The sequence below is a fragment of the Erwinia sp. INIA01 genome (genome assembly GCF_025947915.1).
In the GTDB taxonomy this organism is placed as follows: domain Bacteria; phylum Pseudomonadota; class Gammaproteobacteria; order Enterobacterales; family Enterobacteriaceae; genus Erwinia; species Erwinia coffeiphila.
The window spans coordinates 226,499-242,035 of record NZ_JAPDNC010000006.1 but is presented as its reverse complement, the minus strand read 5'-3'; the positions used below and the strand labels follow the sequence as shown (position 1 = coordinate 242,035).

General features: G+C 56.1%; 11 protein-coding genes. 3 read left to right on the top strand and 8 right to left on the bottom strand.

Features of this window, described 5'->3' with window-relative positions; genetic code table 11:
* Nucleotides 1-103: 103 nt before the first annotated feature.
* The 7 genes from maeB to OMR58_RS13010 all read right to left on the bottom strand — a co-directional run bounded on the left by maeB (nucleotide 104) and on the right by OMR58_RS13010 (nucleotide 8,575).
* Nucleotides 104-2,383 (bottom strand): NADP-dependent oxaloacetate-decarboxylating malate dehydrogenase, encoded by a 2,280-nt coding sequence (gene maeB / locus OMR58_RS13040; protein ID WP_105593290.1) that lies wholly within the window; start codon nucleotides 2,381-2,383, stop codon nucleotides 104-106.
* A gap of 174 nt (nucleotides 2,384-2,557) precedes the next feature.
* Complete coding sequence (locus OMR58_RS13035) at nucleotides 2,558-3,520, bottom strand: sugar-binding transcriptional regulator (protein WP_105593289.1); 963 nt, start codon at nucleotides 3,518-3,520, stop codon at nucleotides 2,558-2,560.
* Between the two features lie 174 nt (nucleotides 3,521-3,694).
* On the bottom strand, nucleotides 3,695-4,342 hold the full coding sequence (gene dhaL / locus OMR58_RS13030) for a dihydroxyacetone kinase subunit DhaL (RefSeq protein WP_200563802.1): 648 nt from the start codon (nucleotides 4,340-4,342) through the stop codon (nucleotides 3,695-3,697).
* Nucleotide 4,343: 1 nt separating this feature from the next.
* The gene (locus tag OMR58_RS13025; protein ID WP_264546152.1) at nucleotides 4,344-5,345 is read right to left on the bottom strand and encodes a dihydroxyacetone kinase subunit DhaK; all 1,002 of its coding nucleotides are present in this window, start codon (nucleotides 5,343-5,345) and stop codon (nucleotides 4,344-4,346) included.
* 29 nt (nucleotides 5,346-5,374) lie between these two features.
* On the bottom strand, nucleotides 5,375-6,118 hold the full coding sequence (locus OMR58_RS13020; protein ID WP_264546151.1) for an SDR family oxidoreductase: 744 nt from the start codon (nucleotides 6,116-6,118) through the stop codon (nucleotides 5,375-5,377).
* A complete protein-coding gene (locus tag OMR58_RS13015; protein WP_105593285.1) occupies nucleotides 6,118-7,389 on the bottom strand; it encodes an MFS transporter in 1,272 nt (423 codons plus the stop codon). Before OMR58_RS13015 ends, OMR58_RS13020 begins: the two co-directional genes overlap by 1 nt.
* Nucleotides 7,390-7,462: 73 nt before the next feature.
* A complete protein-coding gene (locus OMR58_RS13010; protein WP_264546150.1) occupies nucleotides 7,463-8,575 on the bottom strand; it encodes an MDR/zinc-dependent alcohol dehydrogenase-like family protein in 1,113 nt (370 codons plus the stop codon).
* 314 nt (nucleotides 8,576-8,889) lie between these two features.
* Between OMR58_RS13010 and rpiB the strand changes: the two genes are divergently transcribed.
* From rpiB to tkt, 3 genes are all read left to right on the top strand, one after another.
* Nucleotides 8,890-9,360, top strand: coding sequence for a ribose 5-phosphate isomerase B (gene rpiB, locus OMR58_RS13005; protein ID WP_264546149.1), 471 nt, complete (start codon nucleotides 8,890-8,892; stop codon nucleotides 9,358-9,360).
* 231 nt (nucleotides 9,361-9,591) lie between these two features.
* Nucleotides 9,592-10,542 (top strand): transaldolase, encoded by a 951-nt coding sequence (gene tal, locus OMR58_RS13000; protein ID WP_264546148.1) that lies wholly within the window; start codon nucleotides 9,592-9,594, stop codon nucleotides 10,540-10,542.
* Between the two features lie 68 nt (nucleotides 10,543-10,610).
* A complete protein-coding gene (gene tkt / locus OMR58_RS12995) occupies nucleotides 10,611-12,611 on the top strand; it encodes a transketolase (protein WP_264546147.1) in 2,001 nt (666 codons plus the stop codon).
* 1,298 nt (nucleotides 12,612-13,909) lie between these two features.
* Here tkt and OMR58_RS12990 read toward each other — a convergent pair.
* Nucleotides 13,910-14,998 carry a DUF1176 domain-containing protein gene (locus tag OMR58_RS12990; protein ID WP_264546146.1) on the bottom strand — a complete coding sequence of 363 codons (1,089 nt, stop codon included), beginning with the start codon at nucleotides 14,996-14,998 and terminating at the stop codon, nucleotides 13,910-13,912.
* Between the last annotated feature and the right edge of the window lie 539 nt (nucleotides 14,999-15,537).

Genomic DNA, 15,537 nt, shown 5'->3' with positions numbered 1-15,537 from the left:
TTACGAAATGATTGAATAGCGGCAATAACGGGGGCCGACAAAAATACCGCCGATTCTGTCGGCCCCCGTCCGTACCGTACGTCCGGAAGTGTTGATTAACCGCTTACAGCGGTGCCGTCTGGGCTTCCACCACCGCCAGTGCCACCATGTTCACAATGCGCCGCACCGAAGAGATCGGCGTCAGCACGTGTACCGGTTTAGCGATGCCCATCAGTACCGGCCCCACCGTCACGCCGTCCGAACAGGACACACGCAGCAGGTTGTAGCTGATTCGCGCCGCTTCGACGTTAGGCATAATCAGGATGTTTGCCGCGCCTTTCAGCGGGCTGTCCGGCATCAGATCGTGGCGGATACTCTCCACCAGTGCGGCATCACCATGCATTTCACCATCGATCTCCAGATCCGGCGCACGCGCCTTCACCAGTTCAAGCGTTTCACGCATTTTGCAGGCCGCCGGCGCGTTGGAAGTGCCAAAGCTGGAGTGGGACAGCAGCGCCACCTTCGGCTCAATCCCGAAGCGGCGCACGGTTTCAGCCGCCATCAGCGTCAGCTCGGCAAGCTGCTCCGGCGTTGGGTCTTCATTGACGTAAGTGTCGGCAATAAAGGTATTCCCGCTCGGCAGCTCCAGCGCGTTCATCGCCCCGGCAACCTTGACGTCTCCACGGAAGCCAAACAGTTTTTCCACCACCGCATAGTGCTCTTTATAGTCGCCGATGGTGCCGCAGATCAGCGCATCCGCTTCACCGCGATGTACCATAATGGCACCGATTAACGTCGGATTACCGATAACGGCACGCTGTGCCTGCTGCGGAGAAACGCCGCGACGCTTCATAATCTGGTAATACTCGTTCCAGTATTCTTTAAAGCGCGGGTCGGACTCATTGTTGACCACTTCAAAATCTTTACCCAGCTCGATTTTCAGCCCCAGCTTTTGCAGACGCATTTCAATCACGCTCGGGCGACCAATCAGAATCGGTTTCGCCAGCCCCAGGGTGACCAGCTCCTGAGTGGCGTGCAGTACCCGCGCCTCTTCGCCTTCGGCCAGCACCACGCGTTTCGGATCTTTCCGCGCCTGCGAGAACACCGGCTTCATAAACAGATTGGTTTTATAAACAAACTCGGTGAGTTTTTCGCGGTAGGCGTCGAAGTCGGCGATCGGCCTGCGCGCCACGCCGGAGTCCATCGCCGCTTTAGCCACCGCCGGTGCGATCTGCACAATCAGCCGTGGATCGAACGGTTTCGGGATCAGATATTCAGGACCAAAAGACAGTTCCTGATCGCCATAGGCCGAGGCCACGACTTCGCTTTGCTCCGCCAGCGCCAGATCGGCAATGGCGTGAACTGCCGCCAGCTTCATCTCTTCATTAATTGCCGTGGCACCGACATCCAGCGCGCCGCGGAAGATAAACGGGAAGCATAGAACGTTGTTCACCTGGTTAGGATAATCCGAACGGCCGGTACAGATAATCGCATCCGGGCGCACTTCCTTCGCCAGCGGCGGCAGGATTTCCGGCTCCGGGTTAGCCAGCGCGAGGATCAGCGGATCGCGCGCCATTTTTTTCACCATTTCCGGCGTCATCACTTTCGGACCGGAGCAGCCGAGGAAAATATCGGCATCGGCGATCACATCGTCCAGCGTACGCTTGCCGCTATCCACCACCGCATAGGCCGCTTTGGTTTCGGCCATATTGGCCTCGCGCCCCTGGTAGATAACGCCTTTTGAGTCACAGACCACGATATTGTGTTTCTGCATACCCAGCGCCACCAGCAGGTTCATACAGGCGATTGCCGATGCGCCAGCGCCGGAAACCACCAGCCGCACGTCTGAAATGGTCTTTTTCACCACCCGCAGGCCGTTCAGCACCGCAGCGGTACAGATGATAGCAGTACCGTGCTGATCGTCATGGAACACCGGAATTTTCATCCGCTCGCGCAGCTTCTGCTCGATGTAGAAACACTCCGGCGCTTTAATATCTTCCAGATTGATCCCGCCAAAGGTCGGCTCCAGCGCCGCCACCACGTCAATGAGTTTATCCGGGTCCAGCTCATCGACTTCGATATCAAAAACATCAATACCGGCGAACTTTTTAAACAACACGCCCTTCCCTTCCATCACCGGCTTACTGGCCAGCGCGCCAATATTGCCCAGCCCCAGCACCGCTGTACCGTTGGAAATGACCGCGACCAGGTTAGCGCGGGCGGTGTACTTATCCGCCGCCTGCGGGTCCTCGGCGATTTCCAGGCACGGAGCCGCCACGCCGGGCGAATAGGCCAGAGCCAGGTCGCGCTGCGTTGCCAGCGGTTTCGTCGGGGAAACCTGAATTTTTCCCGGGACGGGGAACTGATGAAAATCGAGCGCACTCTGCTTTAACTGGTCGTCCATTAACGCGTTCCTTTTTCTGTAGGTACAAACGTCCCAGTATAGAAGTGGCAACGCAGGGAAAAACTTGAGGCAGCCCACATCGTTGACACGGAGCAATCGGAAAAACAGGCAGTTCGTGCGTTAAAGGAGAGGTATGACAGCGGACCGTCTGGTTCAGTCCGCCGGGGCAGCAGGTTATTTGGTCATATTTAGTAAGGTACGGATATTCTGCGCCGTGGTGGCGATAATATCGATGGCACCGGTTCGCAGCGCGCCGAGGATCGCCATGGCTTTGGTATTTTCCGAGGCAATCGCAATCACGCAGGGGATTTTGCGCAGCTCGTCGATGCTCAGGCCAATCACCCGATCGTTCATCACCGTATCGACATGCTGACCCTGCGCGTTGAAAAAGTCGTACCCGGCCACATCACCGATCACTCCCTGATTCAGGCTGGCGTCGATAATCTCATGAGGCGTAAACCAGCCAAGCTTCACCATATAGCTGTTTTCGTTCATATCGCCGATACCCACCAGCGCCACATCCGCCTTGCGGGCGCGGTCCAGCGTCTCTTTGATAGTTCCGTTTTGCATAAAGGCATCTTTAAGCGCGCGGTTTTCCACATAGGCCGGGGCGTACAGCGTTTCGCTAATGCCGCCGAATTTTTTCGCCAGACGGCGGCTGATATGGTCGGCGTTTATCGCATCACCGGGGCGATGAGTCCCACCAATACCGCTGATGAAGTGGCAGTTGCGGGTCGGTACGCTGCCGGGATGATCGGCAACGGCGGCGACGTTGCGCCCCTGCCCTACCGCCACCACCGCGTTGTCTTTTAAGGTTTGCGAAAGGTGCATCGCGACCAGCGCAGCAACCTGCCGCCGCTGCTCTTCGTCATCGTGATGATCGAGTGCTATCAGCGCGCGCTGCAGCGAAAAACGCTCCAGTAGCTGCTGCTCCAGCCGGGTACTGAACACCGGATGGTAGCGCACGTTGATCTCCACAATGCCTTCTTCTTTTGCACGCTTTAACAGACGCCCGACCTTGATGCGGGAGATACCAAACTTTCGCGCAATCTCTTCCTGGGTAATCTCGTCCTGATAGTAAGCGACGGCAATTTCCGTCAGCAGTTCGGTATCCTGAGATAGCGTGTTTTTTTCCATCCGGGCAGTCGTCTCTCTGTCTGAGTCGTGCTGTTTGGGCAGGAGTCTTCCTGCCGCGATCGATGTCAATTATCACATAAGGAGCGGCATACGGCCGCTCCTTATGCGCCTGACGGGCTGCTAATTTATACCATTTTACCGAACGAGCAGGTCGGATTTTTCTTGCCGGAGCGCTCAGGCCGTCTCCGCCAACAGCTGCTGCTGTGCGCTGGCCGCCATCTGTTCCAGCAGCAGGCAGCAGGATACCGCACCGGCATCCAGCACCCCGCGCGAACGCTCACCCAGACGGCTGGCGCGGCCAATCTTCGCCACCAGATCTTTTGTCGAATCGCGCCCCTGACGGGCAGCGTTGCGAATCGCCTGCAGCATCACAGTATAGCCCTCATCCGCCCGCTGCTCGGCTGTCTCAACCGCCGGGATCAACGTGTCCATCAGGCACTTATCGCCTACGCCCGCCTCGCTGATATCCTGCAGCTCGGTCAGCCCCGCCCGCAGCATAGCGGCAAAATCGTTGGCCGTCAGGGCGGATTTGCTGCGAATGTTATCGGCCATCCCCATAAAGAAGCTGCCGTACAGCGGCCCCATCGATCCGCCAATCCCCTCCATCAACGCGTCGGACAGGGTATCAAAGGCCTCCGCCAGCGACTGTCGTTCATTCAGCTGTTCGCCACAAAGGGTAAAACCTTTCGCCATATTGATGCCGTGATCGCCATCGCCGATAGCGCCGTCAATTTCACTCAGATAGTCACGATTGCTTTTAATCACCGTGACCAGTTCGCTGACCAGCTGGCTGCCGTGCTGCGTTGAAAGTTGCGTCATCATCTTATTCTCCCTGCATCAGGCCAGGTGCCTGAGTCGGCAGGTCCACCAGCTTTTTCAGTTCATCATCAAGCGTCATCACCGTTAGCGTGACGCCCATCATTTCCAGCGAGGTAAAGTAGTTGCCGACCAGCGCGCGGTGAACGCGAATGCCTTTTTCAGTCAGCAACTTTTCCACTTCTGCATAGTAGATATACAGCTCCATCACCGGGGTTGCGCCCAGGCCAGAGACCAGTACCACCACTTCCGGCGGCGGCGAAGCAACCTGCTCGGCAAGCACGAAGTTCAGCATAGTGGCAGCCATCTCTTTCGCGCTCTGAGTCGGGATCACTTCAATACCCGGCTCGCCGTGGTGGCCGATACCGATCTCCATCGTGCCGGGCTCGATATGAAAGTTGGGTTTACCCACTGCCGGGATCGTGCAGGAGCTGAGGCCCGCGCCAATCGAGCGACAGCGGTCAATGGCCTTCTGCGCCACGGCGATCACACCGTCCAGATCGTATCCCTGCGCCGCCGCTGCCGCGCCCACTTTCCACATCAGTATTTCGCCCGCCACGCCACGACGCCTTTCGATTTCGCTAACCGGGGCGGATGCCACATCGTCGTTCGCCACCACGGTTTTGACAGTAATACCGGCGGTGGTGGCTTTTTTAATCGCCATCTTAACGTTCATGTTATCGCCCGCGTAGTTGCCGTACAGACAGGCCACGCCCGCGCCGCCGTCCGCCGCTTTAAACGCGTCGAGGAAAGCGCCCGCCGTCGGCGAAGAAAACACCTCGCCAATCGCCACCGCGTCCAGCATGTTTTTCCCCATGTAGCCAAGGAATGCCGGCTCATGGCCGGAGCCGCCGCCGGTCACCACGCCGACTTTGCCTGTAATCGGAGCCTGTGGGCGCTTAAGTACCCGAGGGTTGTCGGTGGCCTGATAAATGGCCGGATGGGCTTTCAGGTATCCCTGGATAGCGTCCTCTACAACATAATCAGGATCGTTAATAATGCGATTCATCTGTCACTCCTGTTAGCAAAATTCTGACTTCAGCAAATGGTAAAGCCGCCATCGACCACCACGTTGGCCCCGTTCATCATTGCCGCACCCGGGCTAGCAAGGAACAGCGCCGTAGCAGCAATGTGCGCTGGCTCCGCAAACCGACGCAGCGGGATCTGTTTTTTATGCGCCTCCCCGGCTTCACCGGCCCAGGCTTTTGCCCCCAGTTCGGTCAACACCACCGTTGGCGAAATGGCATTGACGTTAATGTTGTGCGGCCCCCACTCAAGCGCCAGCACCTGAGTCAGCCCAACCACCGCCGCTTTACTGGCGCAGTAGGCCAGATGCTGGGGCAGCGCCACCACGCTGGCCTGCGAGGCCATATTGATAATGTTGCCGCTTTTCTGCCGCAGGAAATGCTGGCCTGCCGCCTGTGAAACCAGGAAGGTCCCCTTCAGATTGATATCCAGCGTGCGGTCCCACGCTTCCTCGCTCAACGTCTCAGCGGGGGCCAGCAGTGCCACGCCCGCACAGTTCACCGCAATATCCAGCCTGCCAAAATGCGCCACGGTCCGTTCAACGGCCTGATAAACCGCTGTGCGGCTGGTGACATCAACCGCCAGGCCAATTGCCCGCTGTGGGTCCAGCGCTTTGGCCACGTCGGCGACCGTTGGATCGCGATCGAAAAGTGCGACGCGGGCACCATGATGTAAAAAACACTCGGCGATAGCGTGGCCGATTCCCGCTGCGCCGCCGGTGATAAGGGCAACTTTGCCCGTCAGTTCTGTGCTCATCAGAGTGCTCCTTTCTGTTTGATTAATCGGGTGTTGCCGCTGTCCGCAGACGCATCCCCCGCTGGCAGAGTGACAAATTTCATCAGCACCGCCGCCAGCAGATAGAGGCCGGTATAAATCCAGATCACCCCGGCGGCACCAAACGGACCGATAAACAAGCCGACGACCGCCGGGCCAACAAAGGTGCTTAACCCGGCACCCAGATTAAGAATCGACATCGCAGCACCTTTATTTTCCGGTGCCAGCGACGGCATCAGGGCGGAGAGAGGGACGAACGCGGCCAGGCAGGCCCCGAACAGTCCGGCGATGACGATGGTGGCCAGATAGTTCGCTCCCAGCCACTGCGGCATATAGAAGAACAGTACGGTGGTAATAGCGCAGCCGATGCAGCCGAACCACATCACCACGTTGCGCCAGCCGAGGCCGTCGCTGATGATGCCAAACAGCAGGTTGAAGATGATATTGACGCCCCAAAGCGCGGCGTACATATGCAGCCAGTCGGTGCGGGTAAAGCCGAAATCCATCATGTAGGTTGGCATAAACACCACGAAGCCGTAGGCCGCCGAGGTATTAATGGTGCGGACAATGCCACCCAGGCCGATTTTTGGATTTTCAAAGGCAATGGTGATGCCCTTCAGCACATAGGCCAGCGTCGGCTTTTCTCGCTGCGCTTCCGACTCATCTTTCCCACGATTGAGGAACAGTGCGATCGTTGCGCCCAGCATCACAAAGATCAGAGCACTCCACAGGGTATGGATTTCACCCAGAATCGGCAGCGCGATACTGGAGTACAGCACGCCGAGCACGCTCAGCCCACCGCTGTAGACGAACCAGAAGATGCCTACGGCTGAGCCCAGTCTTTCGCGCGGAGCCTCGTAGGCCACCCAGACCAGGAAGCCGTAGGCAAACAGCGGGTAACCCAGACCGCGAAGCGCATAGGTAGGGATCATGGTCATCAGGTGATTGCTCGGCAGACCGATGGTCAGAAACAGTACCGAACCGATCATAAACAGCACCAGCCCCACCAGCATCACACGCTTTGCGGTATAGATTTCAGCCAGCACGCCGGAAAACCAGGCGGCAATCGCGGCGGCAAAACCGTAAACGCTGAACAGCAGCGCAGACTGCTGCACGCTCAGCCCTTTTTCAATCAGGTAAGGCGAAAGCCATCCCTGCTCCAGCCCTTCGCCCATCATAAAAATCAGTACGCCCGCGTAGCCCAGCATCAGCTTTGGCGACAGCCCCGTACGTGCAATCATTCGTTGTAACATTGTATCCTCCCGGTGTTGCCTTCAGGAGGTGCGCCCGGCGTGGACCAGGACTGCCGCACCCGCCAGGCCTGGATCAGAGATTTGGATTGAGTACCACTTTGATTGAATCAACGCCGCGCTTCATCAGGTCGAACCCTTCAGCGAAACGTTCCAGCGGTAGCGTATGGGTGACCACACCTTCGGTCGGCAGCGATCCATCTGCGATGCCGCTGATGACCAGCGGGTAACAGTAAGGCCCAAGGTGTGAACCGAGGAGATCCAGTTCTTTACGGTCGCTGATAATGCTCCAGTCGACGCTGACCGGATCTTTAAACACCGAAAACTCCACGAAAGTGCCGAGCTTGCGGATCATCGTCAGCCCCTGTTCTACCGACTTCGCGGCACCGGTTGCCTCGATGTAAATATCGCAGCCGTAGCCCTCGGTCATCTCTTTGACGATTTTTATCGCGTCCTCCCGCGCGGGGTTAATCACCAGATCGGCGCCGAAGGTTTTCGCCAGCTCAAGGCGACGATCGGAGAGGTCCAGAACCACCAGTTTTTCCGCACCGGATTTTTTAATCGCGCCGATCATCCCCAGCCCCAGCGTGCCTGCCCCGGCCAGCACCACTACATCACCCAGCTTGATGTTGGCGCGCTGCACGGCATGAAGCGAACAGGCGTATGGCTCGATCAGGATGGCTTTTTCAATCGGCAGATCCGCCGGCACCTCGTAGTTAATGGCCTCTTTGGTAAACTTCATGTACTGCGCCATGCCGCCGTTGACGTTGTTCTGAAAGCCGTAAAGATCGTGTTTTTCACACATCCAGTACTGGCCGCGATTGCAGAAGCGGCATTCCCAGCACGGTACGATCTGCTCGGAGATCACCCGATCGCCGAGGTTAAATTCAGTGACTTCATCACCCAGCGCCACAACGTGAGCAATAAACTCATGGCCCGGGATCATCGGCGCTTTGATATAGGCTGGCTGCTTTTCATCACCCCAGAAGCTCGGTGCACCTTCATAGGCCTTAACGTCGCCTGCACAGATACCGCAGGCTTCAACTTTTACCAGGATTTCCTTCGGCCCGATGGTGGGCACATCCACTTCCTCAAGCCGATAATCCCCCGGTGCGTAGGCTACAACCGCTTTCATTCGCTGCGGGATATCCGCCACGCGTCGGTTCTGTTCTGTACATGTCTGGCACATAATCCGTCTCCGTTTATTGATCATTTGAACATGAATTGATTAAATGAACAGTACGCATAGCGTGCCAGGAAGCCAACAACCGAAGATGAAAACTGTGACGAGCGTCGTGCAACGTAGTTTTTAGCCGTTTAACACCCTCGAAAATCTAAATTAGTGTGATCAATCCCTCTTTTAATTTTTTATATCGCTTAAAACACATCAATCATATGCTCATGTATTGAACATTTGTAATTTTGCGCATAGGGTAAGCAAAGCGGTGGGCACGATCCGCCGGATCGCCGGCCACTTTCGTCACCTTCTTTTGGAGATCTGCTATGCTTTCTATTGCAATTGGCGCTGATGATGCCGCCATTGAGTTGAAAAATGCCTTAATTGATTATCTTCACCAGTCCGGCTTTACCACCGCTGATTACACCGCTGATTACAGCGCTGATGCGCAGCACGATGGCGGATGTGCCTATCCGGATATCGCCTGGACGGTGGCACAAGCCATCAAAAATGGCCGTCACCAGCGTGGCATTCTCGTGTGTGGTACAGGCATTGGGATGAGTATCACAGCAAATAAAGTACCGGGTATTCGTGCCGCGCAGTGCCACGATACGTACTCCGCAGAACGCGCTCGTAAAAGTAACGACGCGCAGATCATTACCTTAGGTGCCCGGGTCATCGGGGCCGAACTGGCAAAATCGATTCTTGCAGCATGGCTCAATGCGGAATTTGAAGGCGGACGCTCAGCGCCAAAAGTTGAAAAAATAGGCTACTACGAACAGCTCAAAAGTTCGTAAATGACAGGTGAATTGCCTGCAGGCCCCGGTATACGCGGCCTGCGGCAAACCATTGGGCAGGCCCATTGCAACAATCAGAAAAAGCGCATTCCAGTTCAATCCTGCCTGATGCACTGTGATCCGCCTGAGATTATTTCGCAACAACCGCAGTACCCCCGCGGTTCAGAAACGCACTGGGCGCATCTGTTACCGGCTGTCGGGTACAAGATTGCTTACAAGGAGCTTAGACAGATGAATCAGCTAGACGCACTGAAACAGTACACCACGGTAGTGGCAGACAGCGGCGACATTGAATCGATCCGCAACTATCACCCGGAAGATGCGACTACCAATCCGTCTCTTATTCTTAAAGCCGCCGGGCTGGATTCCTACAAACATCTGATCACCGACGCCATCGATTACGCCAAAAAACAGGGCGGCAGCAAAGAAACCCAGATTATCAACGCCAGCGATAAAGTCGCCGTGAATCTCGGCCTGGAAATTCTGAAGAGCGTGCCGGGCCGCGTCTCCACCGAGGTGGATGCGCGCCTGTCGTTCGATCGCGGCATGTGCGTAACTAAGGCTGAAAAGCTGGTAAGAATGTATGAGGATCACGGCATTGACCGCTCGCGGATTCTGATCAAGCTGGCCTCCACCTGGGAAGGGATTAAAGCGGCTGAAGAGCTGGAAAAAAACGGCATTCAGTGCAACCTGACACTGCTGTTTTCGTTTGCCCAGGCGCGTGCCTGTGCCGAAGCCGGCGTATTCCTGATCTCCCCGTTCGTGGGCCGTATTTATGACTGGTACAACAGCCGTAAGCCGCTTGATCCCTATGTGGTTGATGAAGATCCGGGCGTTAAATCCGTTCGCAGCATCTACGAATATTATAAGCAGCACCGCTATCACACGGTGATTATGGGAGCCAGCTTCCGTAAGACCGAGCAGATTCTGGCGCTGGCGGGCTGCGATCGCCTGACCATTTCCCCTAATCTGCTGGAAGAACTCCAGGCCAGCACCGCGCCGGTTGAACGCAAGCTCACACCGTCAACCGAAGCCTTCCACCAGCCTGCACCGCTTTCCGAAGCGGAGTTCCGCTGGCAGCACAATCAGGACCCCATGGCGGTAGAGAAACTGGCTGAAGGTATCCGCCAGTTCGCCGTTGACCAGCAAAAGCTGGAAGACGTGCTGGCCGCCAAACTGTAATTCCTCAGCCAATCCTTTCCATCATCAGGGCGGATAACCGATCCGCCCTCTGCATTTCGGGAGCAAATATGTCTTCACGTAGAGAACTGGCAAATGCCATCCGCGCCCTGAGCATGGACGCCGTACAAAAAGCAAAATCCGGCCACCCCGGCGCACCGATGGGCATGGCGGATATTGCAGAAGTACTGTGGCGCGACTTCCTGCATCACAACCCGGCCAATCCCGCCTGGGCCGATCGCGACCGTTTTATTCTCTCCAACGGCCACGCCTCCATGCTGCTATACAGCCTGCTGCATCTCACCGGTTATGACCTGCCGATGGAAGAGTTGAAAAACTTCCGCCAGCTGCATTCAAAAACACCGGGGCACCCGGAAATCGGCTACACTCCAGGTGTGGAAACCACCACCGGACCGCTGGGCCAGGGGCTGGCCAATGCCGTCGGGTTTGCTATCGCCGAGCGGACGCTGGCGGCGCAGTTTAACCGCCCGGATCATCAGATCGTTGACCACTTTACCTATGTGTTTATGGGCGATGGCTGCCTGATGGAAGGCATCTCTCATGAAGTCAGTTCCCTGGCCGGTACGCTGGGGCTGGGCAAGCTGATTGGTTTTTACGACCACAACGGCATTTCCATTGATGGTGAAACGGACGGCTGGTTCACCGATGATACGGCGAAGCGCTTCGAAGCCTATCACTGGCACGTGATCCGCGATATTGACGGACATAATCCTGAAGCGATCTCCGCCGCGATTAAAGAAGCACAAAGCGTGACTGACAAACCGTCACTGATTATCTGTAAAACGATTATCGGCTTCGGCTCGCCAAATAAAGCCGGTAAGGAAGAATCCCACGGCGCGGCCCTGGGTGAAGAAGAAGTGGCTTTAACGCGGAAAGAGCTGGGCTGGAATTATCCCCCTTTCGAGATCCCGAAAGATATTTATGCGCAGTGGGATGCGAAACAGGCCGGTGCCGAGCGTGAAAAAGCCTGGAATACCCGGTTCAATGCCTATAAAGCCGCGTATCCGGAACTGGCCGCGGAATACAGTCGCCGTATGAGCGGCGGTATGCCGGAAAACTGGGAAGCCGAAACGCAGAAATATATTCAGCAACTGCAGGATAATCCGCAGAAAATTGCCAGCCGTAAGGCCTCACAAAATGCACTGGAAGCCTATGGTCCGCTGTTGAAAGAATTCTTAGGCGGCTCTGCCGACCTTGCGCCGAGTAATCTGACGATCTGGTCGGGTTCGAAATCGATTAAGGATGACAGCGCAGGTAACTATATTCACTACGGCGTACGTGAATTCGGCATGACGGCGATTGCCAACGGTATCGCTCATCACGGCGGTTTTATTCCCTACACCGCCACCTTCCTGATGTTTGTTGAATACGCCCGTAATGCGGTGCGTATGGCGGCCTTAATGAAGGCACGGCAGGTTCTGGTATATACCCATGATTCCATCGGGCTGGGTGAAGATGGCCCAACCCACCAGCCGGTTGAACAGCTGGCCAGCCTGCGCGTAACGCCAAACATGAGCGTCTGGCGCCCCTGCGATCAGGTTGAAACTGCGGTGGCATGGAAACACGCCGTTGAGCGCCATAATGGCCCGACCGCGCTGATCCTGTCCAGGCAGAATCTGGCCCAGCCTGCGCGCAGCAAGGCTCAGCTGGAGAATATTTCACGTGGCGGTTACATCCTGAAAGACAGTGACGGTACGCCGGAAGTGATTCTGATTGCTACGGGTTCCGAGGTGGAAATCACGCTGGGCGCGGCTGAGAAGCTGACCGCCAGCGGGCATAAGGTGCGGGTGGTTTCTCTGCCCTCCACCGATTTGTTCGATGCGCAGGATGCGGCCTATCGCGAGTCGGTGCTGCCGTCCAATGTGACCGCTCGCGTGGCGGTTGAAGCCGGGATTGCCGATTACTGGTTTAAGTATGTCGGCCTGAACGGGGCGATTGTTGGGATGACCAGTTTTGGCGAGTCCGCCCCGGCTGAGAAGCTGTTTGCCGAGTTCGGTTTCACGGTGGAGAATATTGTCAGCCATGCTGAGGCGCTGTTGAAACCGCATTGATGTGAGGTTGCGAGGAGTGGCATTGCGTGCCTGGTCGTTTGCATAGTATGGAGTAAGCGCAGGCGGGTTGTGCCCCCGTTCGAGCGGGTCTTCGCGCCGCTTGCGCGGTACCTTCACTCCGATCGTCAGCCTTATCGGACCGGCTTAGAGTGGCATATATGCCTGGTCGTTTGCAAAGTCTGGGGTTAGCGCAGGCGGGTTGTGCCTCCGTTCGAGCGGGTCCTCGCGCCGCTTGCGCGGTACCCTCACTCCGATCATCAACCTTATCAGACCGGCCCAGAGCGGCATATATGTCTGGTCGTTTGCAAAGTCTGGGGTTAGCGCAGGCGGGTTGTGCCCCTGTTCGAGCGGGTCCTCGCGCCGCTTGCGCGGTACCCTCACTCCGATCGTCAGCCTTATCGGACCGGCCCAGACGCGCGTCCTGCGCGGCTGGGCCTTTCGCTCACGTCCCTGTGAGCGAATCCTGGCTTCCTATCTGCGTTCAGCGCTGTGGATTGCTCGAACGGGGGCACAGCCCGCCCGCTTTCTGACTTCAGTTTTGTCTGAATGAAAAGACAACCTTGGCTTACTCGCTGCGATCGGCGCTACGGATGGACCGTCGGCCACACTCCCTTTGCTTTCCACCTTTTCCGCATAGTCTGCCCGATCGCGGCAATAAGCCATTTTTTATCGGTTACTTTCTACATAGCGATCGCCTGGTGATGTAGTTGAATCGGTCAATTCAATTACCGGACGATAACTATTAAAAGCAACGTCGATATTAGAACGGGTTCAGCCTCTTCGGCGGGCGGGCAATCCGCAGCGCTGAGGTGCTGGCTGCGGGGCCGGAGAGGGCCAGGTAGATTCATTGGCAACATTCCCGGAACGCATCATGGCCGGAGTACAGATAGACAGACTTACAAGCGGGTGGGTCACTAATACATTCCCTCATCAGCGCTTATCAAAATCGACGATAAATATATGAAGTACCCAACTAACTTACCGATGATGGATTATTAAAGCGACTCAGATACTGGAACGGGTTCAGCCTCTGCGGCTGGCGGGCAATCCGCAGCGCTGAGGTGCAGGCTACGGGGCCGGAGAGACCAGCAGGGATGCTGGGCTCAGGCGGGGCGCGGGCAGGACGCCCGCTCCACGCCGATCCGACAGGCCCGCTGCCGAAACCGAAGGCACCACGCAAAGCGTGGCGCGAGGACCGCCCGCCCGCCGCAGAGGCTGAACCCGAGGCACCGCAACTACAGCAACTACAGCATAAATCACAGAAGCTGAACCCGAAGCACTACCGCCCACAGCAAATTTTATGGCTCAAGCTCAACGCTACCGCTGGGCTGATTCTCCACCCGACTCACCCACAGCGTCGGCCAACGATCGCTGCTGTTCCAGGCATCGCAGGTACTTTCCTGCGCATACTCTGCAAGAACGAACTCCCGCCCGTTGAACTGCCAGCGCGTAGCTACACCACAGTCCCCCAGGCCACGCGTTTTACTGAACGTCAGCAGCTCACCGCTTACCGCATCATATTCTGCATTAATTGGCTCCAGCTGCCGCTCGTTGCTATCGGGAGGAACAAACGGCAGCGTCAGCGCAATGTGTTGTGGAATATAAGGAGGCTGGCGCGTCACCTCAAAAGCCAAATCGATAATGTTATAAGCCCCCATCTCACAGCCCACCAGCAGCAGCGCCTTGTCATCCGTCAGTGGGGACACCGACACTTCGCGTCGCTGCACGTCCAGTGAACAGTTATCGCTGTTGATATGCAGGCTGCCAAAATCAATCAGCCCTCGGGTTTCATCCGGCGTTAACGGCTGCGGCGGGCGCTCAGGTTGATAAATCTGCGGTATTGCGGGGGCTGCGGGTACATCCCATACCGGACGATCGCCGCGCCGAATCCAGGCACTGTCGCTGTTCACCCGCCCCTGAACCTCATCCATCAGCAGCAGCGCAGCTTTTAATCCCTTCAGACGAATAGACGCATCGGCGCGGTAGACCAGTTGGATTGAATCAGCATCCATAATCTGGGCAATGAATTCATTAATTGAGATGCTGTGATTGGTGATGAGATGGTGGGGAGTAGTCTGCCAGTGCTTGAGATCTAACCTCATTCGTTGACCGTCCAGCAGCAGATTATCCTGCAATGCGCCGCCGGGAAGCTCACCGCTATAGCGATTGCCGTAATCAATTTTCAGTAAGGGGCTATCATCCTGTCCGGCGTGCCGCGCAATAGTCATCGCCAGACCGTTATTACCGGGCAGGCTGCGCGCTTCGCAGCTGTTCAGGTTGTTACAGCTAATTTGCCAGCTATCGAATGTCTTCTGCAAAGGCTGTGCGCACAGCAGGCTTGTGAAGAACAGGGGAGCCAGCGACAACCACTTCATACAGTAAAACATTGATGGAGTCCCTGGTAAGGTGGGATATCAACGATCGCGTAACCTCGCACAATCAGCGTGTAGGAATATGATGGTAGGACTTTAGTCGTACCTCAATCAGATTTATCGGACTGTAGCAGCGTGGCGATTAACCCGTTAACGCCCTGCAACCATGCCAGAAAACTCCGCTATCACGCAGGCGAGAGCAGAAAAATGGCAAACCGCCACCCGGGTGGCTAAATAATGAATTAATTTGTGAACAGCCTCACCCTTATTTCCTGCTAACGATATAAATCCGCCAATATCTGGAGCGGGATCGCGTTCCTGCCGCCCTCATTCGTCTATTTTTTATACTACCAGTACGGCATCTAGGCTGGACATCATGCAATCTTCCTTAAGAATCACTCGCCAATACATCAATAATTGGAACTCATAAAAATAGTTAGCAACGGAAACTAATTATTTAGTTATATGAATAACTGGATCTAATTCAGAATATGCTTAATAATTACCACTAGCCAAACGCTATTGATAACGGGATTACGCTGTTTTTTTGCTCT

Bases quoted from the DNA above. Each gene is read 5' to 3' on its own strand.
- maeB (WP_105593290.1), bottom strand. From the start codon at position 2,383: ATGGACGACCAGTTAAAGCAGAGTGCGCTCGATTTTCATCAGTTCCCC.
- OMR58_RS13035 (WP_105593289.1), bottom strand. From the start codon at position 3,520: ATGGAAAAAAACACGCTATCTCAGGATACCGAACTGCTGACGGAAATT.
- dhaL (WP_200563802.1), bottom strand. From the start codon at position 4,342: ATGATGACGCAACTTTCAACGCAGCACGGCAGCCAGCTGGTCAGCGAA.
- OMR58_RS13025 (WP_264546152.1), bottom strand. From the start codon at position 5,345: ATGAATCGCATTATTAACGATCCTGATTATGTTGTAGAGGACGCTATC.
- OMR58_RS13020 (WP_264546151.1), bottom strand. From the start codon at position 6,118: ATGAGCACAGAACTGACGGGCAAAGTTGCCCTTATCACCGGCGGCGCA.
- OMR58_RS13015 (WP_105593285.1), bottom strand. From the start codon at position 7,389: ATGTTACAACGAATGATTGCACGTACGGGGCTGTCGCCAAAGCTGATG.
- OMR58_RS13010 (WP_264546150.1), bottom strand. From the start codon at position 8,575: ATGTGCCAGACATGTACAGAACAGAACCGACGCGTGGCGGATATCCCG.
- rpiB (WP_264546149.1), top strand. From the start codon at position 8,890: ATGCTTTCTATTGCAATTGGCGCTGATGATGCCGCCATTGAGTTGAAA.
- tal (WP_264546148.1), top strand. From the start codon at position 9,592: ATGAATCAGCTAGACGCACTGAAACAGTACACCACGGTAGTGGCAGAC.
- tkt (WP_264546147.1), top strand. From the start codon at position 10,611: ATGTCTTCACGTAGAGAACTGGCAAATGCCATCCGCGCCCTGAGCATG.
- OMR58_RS12990 (WP_264546146.1), bottom strand. From the start codon at position 14,998: ATGTTTTACTGTATGAAGTGGTTGTCGCTGGCTCCCCTGTTCTTCACA.